The following is a 16,241-nucleotide window of genomic DNA, read 5'->3' as shown; positions in this document are numbered from 1 at the left end:
GTGGACGCATGGCTCAGTAGCCCAATTCGCGGCTCACCACGTTGCACAGGGGCTCGCCCGCCGCGAACCGCCGGAGGTTCTCCACGAAGAGAGGCTCCCAGCGGTGTGGGGGAAGCTCCATGCTGCGCGCCACGTGGGGCGTCACGATCAGCCGTGGCTCCGCCCACCCCGCGAAGTCCGGTGAGGGCGGCTCCTCTTCCAGCACGTCCAGGGCGGCGCCGCCGAGCCGGCCCGCCGCCAGCGCCTCCAGGAGCGCCGCCTGGTCGATGGTCCCACCGCGCCCCACGTTGATCACCCGCGCATGATGCGGGAGCGCCGCCAGCTCCGCGCGCCCCACCAGGCAGCGGGTGTCCGGCGTGAGGGGGAGCGCCAGGAAGAGGAGCTCCGCGTGGGGCAGCCGGTCGCGCCAGCGGTCGGGGCCCCAGACCGGGAAGCCCGTGGAGTCCCCCGCGGCCGCGCCGCGATGGCTCCGTCGCACCCCCTCCACCCGGACGCCCAGGGCGGCCAGCCGGCGCGCGATCCCGACCCCCACCCCACCCCACCCCAGCACGAGCGCCCGGCTCTCCGAGAGCCGGGCCAGTGGGCGGCGCGTCCACCTCCGCTCGCGCTGATCGTCGCGAAGGCGGTGCAGATCGCGCAGGAGGGCCAGCGCGAGCGCCAGCGCGTGCTCCGCCACCTCGTCGTCGTAGACGCCGCGGACGCTGGTCACGGCCACCCCGTCCAGCAGCTCGCCCGCGGAGAGCACCAGATCCATTCCCATGGAGTTGGACTGCATCCAGCGCAGGCGGCGCGCGCGGGGGAGCGACTGGAGGAAGTAGCGGTTGCCAAGCACCGCATCCGCGCCGGCGATGTGGCGCGCCGCGTCCTCGGCGGAGGACGCGACGCGGATCTCCACCCCGGGAGCCGCCTCCTCCAGCGCCGCGCGGTGCGCCGGCGACGGCGGGTACATCAGCAGCACCCTCATGCCAGCCGGCGAGCGGGCGCGTCCAGTGCACCAACCGCCCCCAGCAGCAGCTCCCGGTCGCGGGCCACCGCTTCGGGATCCCGGCTCCGCATCGCCGTGAGGGCTGCCTGGATGCGCGGGATCCCCGTGGCGGGATCCGCGACGTCGGCATGGAAGGAGCGCCGCAGGAAGCTGAACCGGCAGCCGAGCCGGATCATCTCCCCCATCAGGAGGCGGGAGGGGATCGGGTTCCCCCGGTCCGGCAGGGTGAGGCCGCCGAAGCCGTAAGGCACCCGGAAGCAGCGGAGCACGCGCTCCACCGTTCCGTCCGCGAGCGAGGTGAAGATGCTGGGGGTGCCCCGCTCGATGTGCAGGTCGTTCAGCCCCACGTACACGCGGGAGAGCGGCAGCCGCGCGAGCCGCGGCGCCCGCTCGACCGCGTCCACGGTCTCCACGAGAATCCCCACCCGGCAGCGCCCCGCCACCTGGCCGAGCACTTCCTCCACCTCCGCCTCCGCTCGCACCATGGGCAGCAGGATCTCGTCCGCGCCTCCGGCCACCGCCTCCTCTACCTCCTCCTCCCGCCGCGCATGGTCGCCGTTGACGCGGCAGATCACCGGGGCGTCGGTGCATGCCCGGATCCGGCGGAGGTCCGCCGCGGTGTGGCGGTTGATCTCCGTGTCGCGGTCGAGCTGGCGCGTGGCCTTCCCCAGGTGCTCCCAGTCCACGATGATCCCGGCCGCCCCCGCGGCCACGGAGCGGCTCGCGAACTCGGGCCGGTTGGAGAAGAGCAGAAGACCGAAGTCGCGCACCGGGCTCACTCCTTCACGCACACCGCCGCGAGCGAGGAGCCCCACGGCCAGGGCACGAACCGGCCCAGCGCCGCCTCCGCCCGGTTGACTCGCGAGAGCAGCGCATTGAGAGCACCGCCCGGCCGCTCCTCCGCGTCTCTCATCGCGGCGCCCCGGCGGCCGAGCCAGCGGCTCACGACCACCAATGGAAAGAGGAGGAACTGGTAGTAGCGCACCTCCCTGATCGCGAGTCCCGCCCCGGCCAGGCTTCCCATGAGGCCGCGCCGGGTGTAGCGGCGCAGGTGCCCCGCGGCCTCGTCGCGGTAGCTCCAGAGCCAGGGGAAGGCGGGCACGGTCAGCACGGCCACACCGCCCGGCCGCAGGACGCGGCGGACCTCCGCGAGCAGCGCGCGGTCGTCCACGTGCTCCACGATGTCCAGCAGCAGCAGCGCGTCGAAGGAGTCCCCCGCGAATGGAAGGTGAGTCGCGTCCGCCTGCACCGTGGGCGAGCCGGGGCTGGCCTGGCGGAGGTGGCGCAGCCCTTCGGGACGCATGTCCACCCCCACCGCACGGCATCCGCGGCGCTCCAGGCGTTGCAGCATCAGCCCGGTGCCGCACCCCAGGTCCAGGACGCGCGGCTCCGGGCGAACTACGTGGCGGTCCAGGAGCCCGTCGATCAGCGCGCGCCGGCCCACGAACCAGAAGTGCCAGCGCTCCATGCGCGCCAATTGCGCGAGGCGCTCGCTGGTGAAGCCAAGATGCATTCGGGTGACGAGTGGCGGGAGGGATTCATCGCCTGCAGATGCGGAAGCGCGCCGGGGCCGCTTCGCCGCACGGAAGCTACTCCGGGAGCAATCTGGCAGCAAGTCGTTTTCGTCGCGCGTTCCAGGAGGATCTGCCCGCGGGAAGACTACAGGACGGGGTACCCCCTGCAGCCGTTTGACAAGACGCGCCTGAGGCGAGACACTCAGCGCGCACCCGGCCGGCCCGAGCCGGCTCGCGGTCATGGAAGCACCCCTTCGAATCGACAGATCTCGCTCGCATGGATGCCGGACAGGTGGACCCCCGGGAGGCGACGGCGCGCCGCGTCTCCGCCGCCATGCTGGGGGTGGGCGTGGCGCTGGTGCCGGCTACCCAGCTCCGGTTCTGGGGTCCCGTGGGTCCGGGAGAGCTGCTCCTCCTGGCGTGGTGCGCGTCGTCCGCGGTGGCGGCGCTCAGGAAGCCCCCCCCGGCGATCGCGCTCGCCATCCGGCCCTTTCTGCTCTTCTGGGCCTGCTCGCTCCCCGTGCTGCTCGCCGGGTGGATGTCGGGTTGGGGCCTGGGCCGCGCCTCCCCGGGCGCGGGGCGCGACTTCCTGGCCTACGTGCTGGTGGCGGCCATCGTCGCGTGTCTGGCGTCGAAGCCCTGGGCTGTGGACGAGCTCCGGAGCGCCGGGTGGATCGCGATCGTGGCGTGTACCCTCGTCCTGTTCCCGCTTCTGCTGTACGGCGCATTCGCCACCTATCTGGGCCCGCTGAGGCTGTGGCGCCTGGGACGCTTCCTGGGATGGAGCACGAATCCGAACCAGCTCACCCTCGGGGTGATCCTGACGCCCTTTCTCGCCCTGCACGGCCTCATGCGGTACCGCGGCGCGCGGGAGCGGTGGGGTCTAGCGGCGCTGGCGTGCTGCAGCGTGGTCGTGGGGCTGGCGAGCCAGAGCGACGCACTCTTTCTGGCGTGGGGCGCGGGTGCGGCGGTGTTCGCTGTGCACTCGTGGGTCCTTGCCCTGCGCGGCGGATCCCGCCGTGTCAGGACGCTTCTCGTCGTCGCTCCGCTGCTCGCCGCGGTGCTGGTGATCGTGGACGGGCGCGTCGTGGAACGGGTGACGCGGGGCGTGGCCGAGATCCGCGCCGCCCAGGAACCGGGAGCCGAGCGGAACGCCCTCTGGGCGACGGCCATCGGCGAGGCGGCGGCCTCTCCCGTAGTTGGGCTCGGCCCCGGGGGGCACGCCCGCATCCTGAGCGGGCGGTGGACCGGGCACCGTGCGGAGGCGCACAACATCTTGATCGATTGGGGAAGCGCCACCGGACTCCTGGGAACGATCCTCCTGTGCGCGCTCCTCCTCCACGTGGCGTATCGGGCTCTCCGCGAGCCTCCGTACTTCGCCGCGCTGGCCGCGCTCCTGGTGTTCGGCATGGCGCACCACTACCTGCGCCATCCGACCGTCTGGATCTACCTACTGCTGATCGCCGTGGCCGGGCAACGGCAGGCCCACACGGAGCCGCAAAGGAACTGAGAGCCCACGGACGGACACCCTTTCCGTTCCCTCTTGCCGTCCCCTCCGTGTCTCTGTGTGAGGCCGTCGTTGTTTCTCCGCCGCGCCGGACCGATATTCTTGTCGCCCGCCGCCCGTGAGCGGGCCCCTCACCCCTTGCCCGACTTCGCAGATGTGCTCACCGGACGTGGTACGCTCCGCGCTCGCCGGCGCCGGCCTCAACGCGCAAACGCTCGCACCCGCGGTCCGCTTCGCCCACGAGGGCGGCCCCGCCTTCCGCCACGTGGCGGACCTCACCCACACCCTCTCCCCGCGCTTCCCCGTCTTCCCCTTCTACGAGCCGTTTCGCATGCGGAACCTGGCCGCCGTGGAAAAAGATGGATGGGCCGCCAACGAGCTGACCTTCGCCGAACACACCGGCACCCACCTGGACGCCCCGGCGCACTTCGTGGCCAACGGCCAGACCGCGGAGGCGCTGGAGGTGTCGCGCTTCCTCGCGCCGCTGGTGGTGGTGTCGGTGGCGGAGCGCGCCGCGCGTGACGAGGACGCGCTCGTGACCGTCGATGACCTGACGGATTGGGAGCGCGCGCACGGACGCATCCCGGACGGCGCCGTGGTCGTGATGGACTCGGGGTGGGAGCCGCGCGTGGCGCAGCCGGGGCGCTTCCTGAACGCGGACGCCGCGGGGGTGATGCACCATCCGGGGTGGAGCCGTGTGGCCGCGGAGTGGCTGGTGCACGAGCGCGCCATCACCGGCGTCGGCACCGACACCATCAGCCTGGACTTTGGCGCCTCCACCACCTACGAGGCCCATCAGGTGCTGCTCGGGGCGGGGAAGTACGGGCTGGAGTGCGTCGCCAGCCTGGGCAGCGTCCCCCCGTGCGGCGCCACCCTCGTGGTCGGCGCGCCCAAGCACGAGGGCGGCACCGGCGGACCCACGCGCCTCCTCGCGCTCTACTGAACTCTTTCACCCGCACCATGAAATGAGATCGCCCTTCATTCTCCTCGCCGCCGCGACGCTGCTCTTCACCACGAACGCGCGGGCGCAGGAGGCGCAGCTCGCCGCTGCCCCGACCTGCGCGGAGCGGGGGATGCAGCGCGTCGCCGTGATGGTGCCCCCGGGGCGCACCGCGGACGAGGTGCGGGAGCTGGCCCGGAACGGTGCGCTGGCCCCGGCGGGGACGGAGGTCTTCATCCTCCCGGCGGGGCACTTCACCCGCTTGAAGAACGAAAACCTCTACAAGGAGCGGATGAACCGGATGCTGCAGCACTTCCTCGACAGGGGCACAAAGGTGGACGGGAACGTCAGCATCCTTCTTCTCCTGGACGAGAACGGGGCGGTGGCCGAAGTCCATCCGAACACCCGCAACCGGCAGCTCGACCGCGAGCTGTTGAACACGTGGAAGGACCTCGGGTTCGAGCCGTACGTCATCGACGGGTGCCGGGTGCGCGCCTACATCCACGTGCCATTCGCCTTCTCGTCCGACTACGGGCTCACGCGGAGTGAGATCGAAGTGAAGCCCGTCCAGCCTTGAACCGCTCCGACATGCGCATCCTGGCAATCGCCTTCCTCGCCCTCGCCGCCACGGGCGCGCGGGCGCAGGCTCCCGACCTGGTGGTCCTTCACGGCACGGTGTGGACGGGCGTACGCGGCGCGGCGGACGCGCAGGCGCTGGCGGTGCGCGGCGGACGCATCGTGGCCGTGGGGCGCGACGCGGAGATCCAGCGCCTGGCCGGGCCGCGCACGCGGGTAGTGGACGCGCGTGGAAAGATGGTGGTGCCGGGCTTCATCGACTCGCACGTGCACTTCGTGACGGGCGGCTTCTCGCTGGCTTCCGTGCAGCTGCGCGACGCGTCCACGCGCGAGGAGTTCGTGCGCCGCATCCGCGACTTCGCCAGGACGGTGCCCGCCGGCACCTGGATCACCGAGGGGAACTGGGACCACTCGCTCTGGGGCGGAGAGCTGCCGCGGCGCGAGTGGGTCGATTCCATCACCCCGAACCACCCGGTGTGGATCAGCCGGCTGGACGGGCACATGGCGCTGGCCAACGGCGCCGCCCTGCGCGCCGCCGGCGTCACCCGCGCCACCGCAAACGTCGAGGGCGGCGAGATCGTGCGCGGCGCGGACGGCGAGCCCACCGGCATCCTCAAGGACAACGCGCTTGGGCTGGTGGAGCGCGCCGTGCCGCCCCCCGCCCCCGCCATGCAGGACCGCGCCCTGGACGCGGCGATGAAGTACGTCGCGGAGCAGGGCGTAACCGGCGTGCACCACGTGGGCGGCTGGGGCGACCTGGCCGTCTTTCGCCGCGCGCACGCCGCCGGCCGGCTGCGCACCCGCATCTACGCCGCCGTGCCGCTGGACACGTGGGAGCGCCTCCGCGACACCGTGGCCGCCCGCGGCCGCGGCGATGCGTGGCTCAGGATCGGCGGCCTCAAGGGGTACGTGGACGGCTCTCTGGGCTCGCACACGGCGGCGATGCACCGCCCCTTCACCGACGCCCCCGCGGACAGCGGCCTCCTGGTGACTGCCCCCGCCGACCTCGAACGGTGGGTGCGCGGCGCGGACTCTGCCGGGCTGCAGGTGATGGTGCACGCCATCGGCGACCGCGCCAACACGCTGATCCTGGACACGTACGACGCGGTTGCGCGCCGCAACGGTCCGCGCGACCGGCGCTTCCGCGTGGAGCACGCGCAGCACATCGCCCCGGCGGACCTGGCGCGCTTCGGGCGGCTGGGCGTCATCCCCAGCATGCAGCCGTACCACGCCATCGACGACGGGCGCTGGGCGGACCGGGTGATCGGCCCGGAGCGGTCTCGCACCACCTACGCCTTCCGCTCCCTTCTGGACGCGCGCGCGCCGCTGGCCTTCGGGAGCGACTGGTTCGTGGCGCCGCCCACGCCGCTGGAGGGGATCTACGCCGCAGTCACCCGCCGCACGCTGGACGGCCGCAACCCGGGCGGCTGGGTCCCCGAGCAGCGCATCACCGTGGAGGAGGCCCTGCGCGCCTACACCGCCGGGGCCGCCTACGCCGGCTTCGACGAGCGCCGCCTGGGCACCCTCCAGCCCGGCCGCCTGGCCGACTTCGTCCTCATCGACCGCGACCTCCGCCGCATCCCCCCCGAGACCATCCGCGACGCCCGCATCGTGATGACCGTGGTGGACGGGCGGCCGGTATACGAGCGGCGCTAAATCTCTAACAAAAATCTCACACAGAGACACAGAGGGTACGGAAAGACTAACAGAGAGAAGTTCTCTGTTGGCTTGTGGTTTCCCTCTGTGCCCTCTGTGCGATCCTTTTTCTGTTCTTTTCCCGGAACATCCGTGTTGCTCCCCGGGGTACGGCGCAGCATCTTCCTACACCACCCTTCCGCATTCCCGCCCCAGGATCTCCCGTGTCACGTAACTCCATTCTCACCGTGCTCCTCGCGGTCCTGTGCGCGCTGGCCGCGCCCCTGCGTGCGCAGGAGGCGGCGCGCGTCATCCGGGGGACGGTGGTGGATGGGGCGGGAGCGGGGGTCGCGGGGGCGGAGGTGCGCGTTACGCACGTGCGCTCGCGGGCCGAGGCGCGCGCTACGGCCGACTCTGCCGGGCGCTTCACCGCGAACGCGCCGGGCGACGGGGGCGCGTACCAGGTGCTGGTGAGCGTGGCGGGAAGGCCCGCCGCGCAGACCCGCGTGACGTTCGCGGCGGGCCAGCGGGAGGCGGCGGGGGTGCGCATCGCGATCGGGAGCGGCGAACGGGTGCGGCTGGACACCCTCACCGTACCCACGCGGCGGCGGCAGGCACCGCGCGGGCAGGCGATGGGCGAGCGCGAGGGGGTGCTGAACGGGCGCGCCGAGGTCGCGCCCGGCAGCATCGCGCCGGGCAGCGAGGGGAGCATCGATGCGCTGGCGGCGCTCGTGCCCGGCGTGCAGATGACGCCGCAGGGGCCCTCCGTCTTCGGGCTGGGCGCGGAGCAGAACTCGCGCACGCTCAACGGCCTCAACGTGGGCGACGTGGACCTTCCGCGCGACATGCGCTCGACGCTGCAGGTGGCGACCTCGCCGTGGGACCCCACGCGCGGCGGGTTCAGCGGCGCGCAGCTCGCGGCCACCATCGCGCCGGGCGGCACCTTCAACAGCCGCTCCGCCAGCCTGGTGCTCGACGCGCCGGTGCAGCGGCTCACCGATCCGGCGCTGGCGCGGCTCGGCGGGCAGGGACCGCGCACCGTCTTCGGGGCGGGCGGGAGCGGCGAGCTGGTGCCGGGGCGCTACTACTACAACGCCGGCTTCAGCGCCACCGTGGCGCGCGCCGGCTCCTCCACCCTCCTCAGCTCCGACCGCGACGCGCTGCGCCTTTCCGGGATCCACCCGGACTCCGTCACCCGCCTCCTCACCACGCTGCGCGGCGCGGGCGTGGCACTGGACCCGGGCAACTTCGGCGGACGCTTGCAGGACGCCGCGTCGCTTACCGTGCGGCTGGATCGCGATCCCAACGGTACCAATCGCGCCAACCTGCTCGTGTTCGGAAAGGTGGAGCACTCCGACGCGCTGCGGCAGACGCCGCGCGCCACGCCGGGATACACGGGCGAGGCGTGGAACGTGAGCACGGGGCTCAGCCTGGCGTCGTCGCACTACCTGTGGACGAGCTACCTGCACGAGCCGATGGTCGGCGCCACGTGGGCGCGGCGTCGGGGGAGCCCGCACCTGGCGCTCCCCGGCGGGCGCGTTCTGGTGTCGTCCGACCTGGGTGGCGGGCAGCCGGTGCTCACCCCGGTCTCGTTCGGCGGCAACAGCCTGGAGGAGTTCAGCTCCGCCGAGTGGACGCTCCAGTTCCGCGACGAGCTGACCTGGCTCTCCAAGGACAACACGCTGCGGCGCAAGCTGTTCGTGGAGTCGGTGCTGGCGGGGTTCTCCAACGAGACGGCGGCCAACCGGCTGGGGAGCTACGACTACCGCTCGCTGGCCGACGTGGTGGAGAACCGGCCGTACAGCTTCCGGCGCCAGTTCGGCTCCACCGAGGCAAGCGGCCGGCAGTGGTCGGGCGCGCTGGCGTGGGCGGACTCGCGCAGGATGTTCAAGAGCCTCCAGCTCACCTACGGCGCGCGGGTGGAGGGGAACCGCTTCTTGGACGCTCCGGAGGACAACCCGGTGCTGCGCGAGGCGTTCGGAGTGCGCACGGACCGGCTGCCCAATCGCGTGAGCGTCAGCCCGCGGATTGGCTTCACCTGGAGCTACCGTCCCACCCGAATGAACATGATGTCCAGCTCGCTGGGGACGGCGAGCTTCTGGCGCGGCGGGATGGTGCAGGGCGGCATCGGCAAGTTCCGCAACGCGCTCCCGGCAAGCCTGCTGGACGACGCGCTGCGCGGCACCGGGCTTCCCGGCGGCCTTCGCGAGCTGACCTGCCTGGGCTCGGCCGTGCCGGCGCCGGACTGGCGCAGCTTCCTGGACAACCCCGCCGCCATCCCCGAGGCGTGCGCGGGCGAGGGCGGCACCCTCACCGACATCTCCCCGCGCGCGCAGCTCTTCGGCGCGGACTACGATGCGCCGCACTCCTGGCGCGCCAGCCTGGGCTGGTCGTCCAGCATAAAGAAGGTCGGCTTCGGCATCGACGGCAGCCGCTCGTGGAACCGCGCCGTAGGAAGCCGCCGCGACCTCAACTTCGGCGGGCAGACGCGCTTCCTGCTCGCGGCGGAGGGCGACCGTCCGGTGTTCGTCTCCGCCACCTCCATCGAGCCGGGGACGGGAGCCACCAGCGCCAGCGAGGCGCGCATCCAGCGGGAGCTGGGGCGGGTGGACCAGCGCGTCTCCGACCTCCGCTCCTCGTCGTGGCAGGTCACGGGGCGCGTGACGCCGGAGATCGGGCACTCGCGCCGCCTTTCGCTGAGCTACACCGTGGCGGGCGCGCGCGGCGAGTCGCGCGGCTTCGATGGGACGGCATTCGGCGATCCGCGCGTGGTGGAGACGGCGGACGGCTCCATCGCGCGCCACCAGTTCGCGCTGCACGGCGGGATGCAGGTGAAGTGGATCAGCATCTCGCTCTTCGGCCGCCTGACCTCCGGCGTCCCGTTCACCCCCTCCGTGTCCGGCGACGTGAACGGCGACGGGCTGGGGCTGGACCGCGCCTTCGTCTTCGACCCCGCCACCGTGAGCGATCCCGCGGTGGCGAGCGGGATGGAGGGCGTGCTGCGCGGTGTGCCCGGGTACGCGCGCCAATGCCTGGCCTCGCAGCTCGGGCGCGCGGCGGCCCGCAACAGCTGCCGCGGCCCGTGGACGCAGACGCTGGACGCCAGCATCAGCTACAACAACCTCAACCTGGGCGGCGCGCTGGGACGGCGGGTGACGGCGTCGATGTACCTGGCCAACCTTCCCGGCGCCGCGGACCAGCTCCTCCACGGCAGCGGCGGCCTGCGCGGCTGGGGGACGCAGCCGTTCCCGGACCCGGTGCTGTACACGGTGCGCGGCTTCAACCCCGCGGACCGTTCGTTCCGCTACGAGGTCAACCCGCGCTTCGGCGAGCCGCGCTCCACACTGAGCGCCTTCGGCTCACCGTTCCGGGTGACGCTGGACGTGCGGGTGAACATCGGCAAGGGGCAGGACCGGCAGGCGGCGGAGCGCATCGTTCGCGTGGCCCGCACCTTCGCGGACAGCCAGAGCGTGCGGCCGGACGAGATGAAGAAGCTCGCCTTCCCCGGGCGCCAGGTGGGGAACGCGGAGCAGGTGCTCAACATGCGCGAGCAGCTCGCCCTCACCCCCGAGCAGGTCACGGCGCTGAGGGCCATCCAGACGGCGGACAACCAGCGCGCGGACTCGCTCAAGATGGATTTCTCCGAGCAGATCGCGAGGGCGGGGAAGACGGTGGACGTCAACTGGATCATCGCCGGCCGGCGGCGCGTGGAGGACGCGATCTGGGCCTCGTTCAAGGAAGGTCTGCCCCGGGTGCGCGCGGTCCTCACCGCGCCGCAGATTGAGCTCCTACCGCCGCACCTGCGCGGCGAGGGCGGCGAGATGCGGATGATCACGTCGCAGCCGCCACGGCCGTAGCGGGCATTCCGAACCCCTTGTCTCACGCAGAGGCGCAGAGACGCAGGAGAACAGATGGCCTCACACAGAGCCACAGAGGGTAAAGAGAGAGAACAACGAAAAAGGTTTTCTCTGCGGCTTGCGGTTCCCCTCCGTGCCCTCTGTGTGATGCTTTTCTCCCCGCGTCTTTGCGCCTCTCGCCGGGCTTGAGGCGCGGCCCGGTGTGGGATATACTTCCCTCCGCAGGAAATCCCCTCCGCCAATCCCGCCGTGCCCCGCTTCCCCATCCCCACCCCGCACATCCCGGAGCCCGCGTGACCGATGGCCGCGAATGGCTGGTGGAGGCGCACGGCTGCGACCCCGCGCCGCTGGGCGACGTGGAGGCGCTGCGCACCCTCTTCGCGGCCATGGTGGTTGGGCTGGGGCTGCACCCGGTGGGCGACCCGCTCTGGCACAAGTTCCCGGGGCCGGGGGGCGTCACCGGGATGGTGCTGCTGGCCGAAAGCCACCTGACCGTGCACACCTTTCCCGAGCACGGCTCGCTCTGCCTCAACCTGTTCTGCTGCCGCCCGCGTCCTGAGTGGAGCTTCGACGCCGAGCTGCGCGCCCGCTTCGGCGCCGATGAGGTGACGGTGCGCGCGGTGGACCGGCCCTACGCCGCGGTGGTGGCCGCGTGACGGCGCCGGCCGCGCAGTGCCCCAGCTGCGGGGCGCCCTTTGAGTTCCGCTGGGCCGGCGCGGTGCAGAGCGTCTGCCCGTACTGCTCGTCCGTGATCGTGCGGCACGACGTGGCGCTGGAGCGCGTGGGGGTGGTCTCCGCCCCGCCGAGCGCCGACTCGCGCATCCAGCTCGGCACGAGCGGAGAGTACCGCGGGCGCTCGTTCGAAGTCGTCGGGCGCATCGCCTACGCGTGGGAGCGGGGCGTGTGGAACGAGTGGCACGTCGTCACCGGCGACGGGGCGAGCGCGTGGCTGGCCGAGGCGGACGGCGAGCTGTCGATGACCGACCTCGTTCCGCCCCCGGCGCTCCCCGCGCCGGAGCTCGTGCGGCCGGGCGACGTGGTGAATGCGAGCGGCGGACAGCTCCAGGTGACCGAGGTGGTGCGCGCGCGCTACGCCGGCACCGAGGGCGACCTTCCCTTCGCGTACTGGGACAAGGACGAGATCCTCTTCGCCGATCTGCGCTCGCACGACGGCCGGGTGGGGACGATCGACTACAGCGAGACGCCGCCGCTCCTTTTCGCGGGCGAGGCGTTGTCGTGGGAAGCGCTGAAGCTGACGGGGCTGCGCGAGCTCGCCGCCCCGAAGGCGCAGGAGGTGCGCACCCTTCGTTGCCCGCAGTGCGGCGGCGCGGTGACGGTGCGCGCCGCCGGGCGCACGGTAAGCGTGGTGTGCGGCTCGTGCGGATCGGTGCTGGACGCGCAGGACCCCGGCCTCCGCGTCCTGCAGAGCTTCCAGCAGCGGCTGACGCACACGCCGCGCATTCCGCTGGGCACGCGCGGGCGGCTGCACGGGGCGGAGTGGGAGGTGATCGGCTTCCAGATCCGCTCGGTGACCGAGGAGGCGGTGCAGTACCCGTGGTCCGAGTACGTCCTCTACCACCCGGAGCGCGGATTCCGCTACCTCACGGAGGAGAACGGGCACTGGACGGACGCCACTCCCCTGCACAGCATCCCCAAGATGGGAACGGCGGGCGGGCGCCCCATCGCGACGCTGAACGGCGAGACCTTCAAGCACTTCGCCACGGACACGGCGACCACCACCTTTGTCCTCGGCGAGTTCCCGTGGGAGGTCCACGTCGGCGACGAGGAGCTGGTGCGCGATTTCGTCCACCCGCCGCGGATGCTCTCCAGCGAGGACACGGCGGGGGAGACGGCGTGGTCGTTGGCGGAGTACGTGCCGCCCTCCACCATCTACAAGAACTTCGGGCTCCCGGGGCTGCCGCCGGCACCCAAGGGCGTGTTCGCCTGCCAGCCGTCGCCGCACGTCGATCGCTCGCGGCGCTACTGGCGGGCGTTCATGGTGCTGACGGCGCTGTTCACGGTGGTGATGGTGGGGCGCTGCTCCACGGCGCGGAACGACCGGGTGTTCAGCGAGCGCTACGCCTTCCAGCCGGGCCTTCCGGAAGACTCCACTTCGATCGAGGCCGGCCCCATCGTGCTGACGGGGCGCCCGGCGGCCCTGCAGGTGGAGGTGGACACCGACCTGGACAACGCGTGGGCGTTCTTCTCCTTTGCGCTGGTCAACGAAGAGACGGGGAAGCGCCTGGAGTTCGGCCGTGAGGTGAGCCAGTACCACGGTGTGGAGGGCGGCGAGAGCTGGAGTGAGGGCTCGTCCTCGGACGAGGTGCGGCTCCCCTCGGTTCCCGCGGGGCGCTACCAGCTCCTGATCGACCCGGAGGCCGAGGTCCCGGTCGCCTACACCGTCACCCTGACGCACGACGTTCCCGGCGGGGGGTTCTTCATCGCCGCCTTCCTCCTCCTCGCGGCCCCCGCCGCCCTCGCGGCGTTCGCCTCCATCGGCTTCGAGTCGCAGCGCTGGCAGGAGAGCGATTATGCGCCGGAGGAGAGCGATGATGATGACTGAGGGGGAGTGGGGAATGGGGAATGGGGAATGGGGAATGGGGAATGGGGAATGGGGGCGCGGCGCCGGCCGCGGGGGATGAATCCCCCGGCTGGAACCACGCGAAGCCCGCTGAAGCGGGCTGCCGGGAGCCGGGCACCCCTTCGTTACGTCATCCTGAGTGACGCGCTGCTCCGTGCTTGCCCGTTATCCAACCTGTGGCGCGGAGCGAAGGATCTACTGCGCGTTCCGAGGGGTTGGCGGTGAGGCGCGATGCCCGGCCCGGCTCCGGCTAGATCCTTCGTTCGCCGCAGGAGTGCGGTGCGCACCGCGAGCGTAGGGGAGGCGGCTCGCTCAGGATGACATTTCTGGTGAAGGCCGGTCCGATCGGGTATGACGGGTGTTGAGGAAGGGCGAGGGTGGGCAGACACGTGGGTCTGCCCCTACGAGGTTGCGGTGCGTTGCGGAGGCGGCGGTGCGCGGGCGGGCACGGGCAGCCACGTGGGGCGGCCCCTACGAAGGTCGGTGTGAAAGGAAGGCGGCGGTGCGGGGGCGGGCACGGGCGCGATGAATCGCGCCCCTACGAGGTTCGGTGGCGGACAGTGAGGTGACGAGCGGGGGAGAGGGCCTCCCCATTCCCCATTCCCCATTCCCCAATGAAAGGTCCGCGCATCTACATCGCATACGGCCTGGGCGTGCTGGCGCTGCTGGCGTGGGTGGAGTACACCGGGTACAGCATGGCCTCGGTCAGCGAGACGCAGGACGGAACACCGCGCTCCGTGCGCGACAACCCCGGGGCGAACCGCCCCATCTACGGCGGCAGCGGCCGCTACGTCGGCGGCAAGTAAAGGAGATCAATGAACCAGCTCGCGAACGACATTCTGGCGGTCGTCGTCTACTCCATCCTCGGCATCGTCATCCTGGCGGTGGCGCTGGTGATCGTGGACCGCATGACGCCGGGAACGCTGTGGAAGGAGCTGATCGAGGAGCACAACACCGCCCTCGCCATCCTCATGGGCGCCGTGGTGATCGCCTTCGGCATCGTCATCAGCGCGGCGATCGTAGGCTGAGCACGCGCGCCTCCACGGCCGGCGGCACGCAGGGGAGTGCCGCCGCGCTGTTCCTCACCGTCCTCCTGATCGCGGCGTGCGGCCTCGTCTACGAGCTGGTGGCGGGGGCGCTCAGCAGCTACCTGCTGGGCGACAGCGTCATGCAGTTCTCCACCGTCATCGGTACCTACCTGGCCGCCATGGGGGTGGGGAGCTGGCTCAGCCGCTACGTGAAGCGCGGGATCGTGGAGCGCTTCGTGGCCACCGAGCTCCTGGTGGCGGTGGTGGGCGGCTTCTCGTCGGCCGCGCTATTCCTGGCCTTCGCGTACACGGACGCCTTCCGGGTGCTGCTGTACGCGCTGGTGGCCGTGATCGGCGCGCTGGTGGGGCTGGAGATCCCGCTGCTGATGCGCATCCTCAAGGGGCGCTTCGAGTTCAAGGACATCGTCGCGAACGTCCTCGCCTGGGACTACCTGGGGGCGCTGGGAGCATCGCTCCTCTTTCCCGCCGTCCTGGTGCCGCAGCTGGGGCTCGTGAGGTCGGCGATCGCGTTCGGCATCGTGAACGCGGGGGTCGCGCTCTGGTCCACGCACCTCTTCCGCGAGGTGCTGGTGGAGCGGCGGGCGCTGCAGGCGGCGTGCGTGGCCGTCATCGCGCTCCTCTGCGCCGGCTTCGTGGGCGCCGAACGGTTGACGCGCGCGGCCGAGAGGAGCATCTACGCGGACGAGATCGTCTTCACGCGTGACTCGCGCTACCAGCGGATCGTCCTGACGGCGTGGAAGGACGACCTGCGGCTCTTCCTCAACGGCCACCTCCAGTTCTCCTCGCGCGACGAGTACCGCTACCACGAGGCGCTGGTGCACCCGGGTCTGGCGGCGCTCCCCGGCGCGCGTCGGGTGCTCGTCCTGGGCGGCGGCGACGGGCTGGCGGTGCGCGAGGTGCTGCGCTACCCCGGCGTGCAGCAGGTAACGCTGGTGGACCTGGACCCGGAGATGACGCGCCTCTTCGCCACGCACCCGGTGCTCACCGAGCTCAATGCGGGGTCGCTGAAGTCGCCGCGGGTGCGGGTGGTGAACGAGGACGCCTTCCAGTGGCTGTCGCACACCGACGAGATGTTCGACTTCGTGGTGGCCGACTTCCCGGACCCGTCCAACTACGCCGTCGGGAAGCTCTACACCACCGCCTTCTACCGCCTGCTGGCGCGCCGGATGAGCCGCGATGGGCTCGCCGTGGTGCAGAGCACGTCGCCGATGTTCGCGCGGCGCGCCTTCTGGAGCATCGACGCCACCCTGCGCGACGCGGGCTTCCGCACCCGGCCGTACCACCTGTACGTGCCGTCGTTCGGCGAGTGGGGCTTCATCCTGGCGGGCCGCGGCGAGTACGCGCCCCCCTCCGCGCTCCCCGCCGGCCTGCGCTTCCTTACTCCGAGCGGCCTGCCCGCGCTCTTCGACTTCCCAGCCGACATGCGCCCCGTGCAGGCGGCCGTGAACCGCCTGGACGACCCGGTGCTCGTGCGCTACTACGACCAGGACTGGAAGGACTTCGGCGCCTGAGCCGGCCTTCCGCACATCATTTCCGCGGCCGCACATGGCTGCCGCGGAACACCGCGGGCGACCGCCCGCAAACCCCCACTCCGGAT

Annotated in this window: 13 protein-coding genes; 10 read left to right on the top strand and 3 right to left on the bottom strand. The window is 71.8% G+C overall.

Annotation, left to right across the window (positions count from 1 at the left end):
- Positions 1 to 13: 13 nt before the first annotated feature.
- Genes VF584_21650 through VF584_21640 form a run of 3 tightly spaced genes read right to left on the bottom strand, consistent with a single transcriptional unit; the run spans position 14 to position 2,498 of the window.
- On the bottom strand, positions 14 to 964 hold the full coding sequence (locus tag VF584_21650) for an NAD(P)-dependent oxidoreductase (protein ID HEX8212795.1): 951 nt from the start codon (positions 962 to 964) through the stop codon (positions 14 to 16).
- The gene (locus tag VF584_21645) at positions 961 to 1,755 is read right to left on the bottom strand and encodes an aldolase/citrate lyase family protein (protein ID HEX8212794.1); all 795 of its coding nucleotides are present in this window, start codon (positions 1,753 to 1,755) and stop codon (positions 961 to 963) included. Before VF584_21645 ends, VF584_21650 begins: the two co-directional genes overlap by 4 nt.
- Positions 1,756 to 1,760: 5 nt before the next feature.
- Positions 1,761 to 2,498 (bottom strand): class I SAM-dependent methyltransferase, encoded by a 738-nt coding sequence (locus VF584_21640; GenBank protein ID HEX8212793.1) that lies wholly within the window; start codon positions 2,496 to 2,498, stop codon positions 1,761 to 1,763.
- Positions 2,499 to 2,776: 278 nt separating this feature from the next.
- Here VF584_21640 and VF584_21635 point away from each other — a divergent pair, with 278 nt between their 5' ends.
- The 10 genes from VF584_21635 (at position 2,777) to VF584_21590 (ending at position 16,155) form a co-directional block, all read left to right on the top strand.
- A complete protein-coding gene (locus VF584_21635) occupies positions 2,777 to 4,009 on the top strand; it encodes an O-antigen ligase family protein (GenBank protein HEX8212792.1) in 1,233 nt (410 codons plus the stop codon).
- Between the two features lie 151 nt (positions 4,010 to 4,160).
- Positions 4,161 to 4,949 (top strand): cyclase family protein, encoded by a 789-nt coding sequence (locus VF584_21630; GenBank protein HEX8212791.1) that lies wholly within the window; start codon positions 4,161 to 4,163, stop codon positions 4,947 to 4,949.
- Between the two features lie 22 nt (positions 4,950 to 4,971).
- Complete coding sequence (locus tag VF584_21625) at positions 4,972 to 5,523, top strand: hypothetical protein (protein HEX8212790.1); 552 nt, start codon at positions 4,972 to 4,974, stop codon at positions 5,521 to 5,523.
- On the top strand, positions 5,520 to 7,178 hold the full coding sequence (locus VF584_21620; GenBank protein ID HEX8212789.1) for an amidohydrolase: 1,659 nt from the start codon (positions 5,520 to 5,522) through the stop codon (positions 7,176 to 7,178). Before VF584_21625 ends, VF584_21620 begins: the two co-directional genes overlap by 4 nt.
- A 203-nt stretch (positions 7,179 to 7,381) precedes the next feature.
- On the top strand, positions 7,382 to 11,014 hold the full coding sequence (locus VF584_21615; protein ID HEX8212788.1) for a carboxypeptidase regulatory-like domain-containing protein: 3,633 nt from the start codon (positions 7,382 to 7,384) through the stop codon (positions 11,012 to 11,014).
- A gap of 293 nt (positions 11,015 to 11,307) precedes the next feature.
- Complete coding sequence (locus VF584_21610) at positions 11,308 to 11,670, top strand: S-adenosylmethionine decarboxylase (protein ID HEX8212787.1); 363 nt, start codon at positions 11,308 to 11,310, stop codon at positions 11,668 to 11,670.
- A complete protein-coding gene (locus VF584_21605; protein ID HEX8212786.1) occupies positions 11,667 to 13,577 on the top strand; it encodes a DUF4178 domain-containing protein in 1,911 nt (636 codons plus the stop codon). Before VF584_21610 ends, VF584_21605 begins: the two co-directional genes overlap by 4 nt.
- Before the next feature lie 632 nt (positions 13,578 to 14,209).
- Positions 14,210 to 14,401: a hypothetical protein gene (locus VF584_21600; protein ID HEX8212785.1), complete on the top strand. Its 192-nt coding sequence runs from the start codon at positions 14,210 to 14,212 to the stop codon at positions 14,399 to 14,401.
- Positions 14,402 to 14,410: 9 nt separating this feature from the next.
- Positions 14,411 to 14,623, top strand: coding sequence for a DUF350 domain-containing protein (locus VF584_21595; protein HEX8212784.1), 213 nt, complete (start codon positions 14,411 to 14,413; stop codon positions 14,621 to 14,623).
- A complete protein-coding gene (locus tag VF584_21590) occupies positions 14,521 to 16,155 on the top strand; it encodes a polyamine aminopropyltransferase (protein HEX8212783.1) in 1,635 nt (544 codons plus the stop codon). Before VF584_21595 ends, VF584_21590 begins: the two co-directional genes overlap by 103 nt.
- Positions 16,156 to 16,241 lie beyond the last annotated feature (86 nt).

This window comes from Longimicrobium sp., from assembly GCA_036389135.1.
Classification (GTDB): Bacteria; Gemmatimonadota; Gemmatimonadetes; order Longimicrobiales; family Longimicrobiaceae; genus Longimicrobium.
This window is presented reverse-complemented; position numbering and strand designations above follow the sequence as displayed.